The 1,075-nt window shown below is 67.4% G+C and carries 2 protein-coding genes; both read right to left on the reverse strand.

Annotation, left to right across the window (positions count from 1 at the left end):
- Nucleotides 1-338: 338 nt before the first annotated feature.
- Nucleotides 339-593 (reverse strand): hypothetical protein, encoded by a 255-nt coding sequence (locus tag ACP7BV_RS27180; protein ID WP_426108021.1) that lies wholly within the window; start codon nucleotides 591-593, stop codon nucleotides 339-341.
- 8 nt (nucleotides 594-601) lie between these two features.
- A partial coding sequence (locus ACP7BV_RS27185; protein WP_426108022.1) for a tyrosine-type recombinase/integrase occupies nucleotides 602-1,075 on the reverse strand: 474 nt, incomplete at its 5' end.

Consider the following 1,075-nt stretch of genomic DNA (forward strand, 5'->3'; position numbering starts at 1 on the left):
CCGCAGGGCCCGGCGCAGCGCGGGGCCGGGCCACCGAGCGAAGCGCAGCGCAGCGAATGGGCCGGCTTTGCGGAATGCCCCGTTATGTTAAAGCGGACGCGCAGCGACCGATTTACCCCGGAGGGGCTGTGCTCTTGCGTTGTCCGTTACTGGCTAACGGCGCAGCGCGGCGGCAAGCGAGAGCGCCTGCAAGGCGCAAGAGCGCGCGCTGTTGACCCGACTCGAATCAAGCGTGGCCGTTGCCTCCGCGTCGCGGCTGGCAGTACCGCGCAGCGGCTGGACAGCGGGTTTCGCGCCAGTGTCCGCCAAGCAAGGCAGCCTCCGTTACGCCGTAACGATCACTTCATGCCGAGGTAGGCGTCCCACTCTGGCGTGTGCGGCGTCAGGCCGGCCAGGATCCGGTCATCCTCGATCCGCAGCAGCCGTTCCAGCACCGCACGCTGCGTTACGCCGTCACGCGCCGCGATACGTTCCAGGGCAAGGTGCGCAGCCGTGCTCACCCAAGTGTTGAGCCTGCGCTCCCCGCTGCTGCCCACCATCGGCCGGCGCGCGCGGTAGGCGGCCTGTCTCTCCGCAGAAGTCTTCGGCATCATCGTTCCTTTCAATCAGCATCGTTACGCCGTAACGCACCCTGCAATCGCGCCGGATGCGTCGCCTCGTGCACCTGCTTCAGCTTCATGATCGCCACGCGCGTGTAGATCTCAGTCGTGCCCAGGTCGGCATGTCCCAGCAGCGCCTGGATGTAGCGGATATCCGCCCCGTTCTCGAGCATGTGCGTCGCGCACGCATGACGAAACAGATGGCACGAACTGTTCAGCGGCCCGCCTGCTGCCACGCGTTCCAGCTTCGCGCCGTCGATGGCCTTCTTGACGATGCTCGAGAGCTGCTTGCCCGTCAGCCGCAGGCCCTGCCTGGTCAGGAACAGCGCCGTCGCGTCATCGGCCTGGTCGGCGCGCACCTCGTCCGCATACCTGGCAATCCACGCCAGCGCCCGCGCCCCGACCGGCACCATCCGGTCCTTCTTCCCCTTGCCGAGCCGGATCAGCACCGTGCCGCGTTCCACGTCGACGTCGAC

The organism is Massilia sp. TSP1-1-2 (assembly GCF_049896185.1).
GTDB lineage: Bacteria > Pseudomonadota > Gammaproteobacteria > Burkholderiales > Burkholderiaceae_D > Telluria_A.

What these genes read in the sequence shown, in the direction of transcription:
- ACP7BV_RS27180 (WP_426108021.1), bottom strand. Translation starts at nt 593, where the DNA reads ATGATGCCGAAGACTTCTGCGGAGAGACAGGCCGCCTACCGCGCGCGC.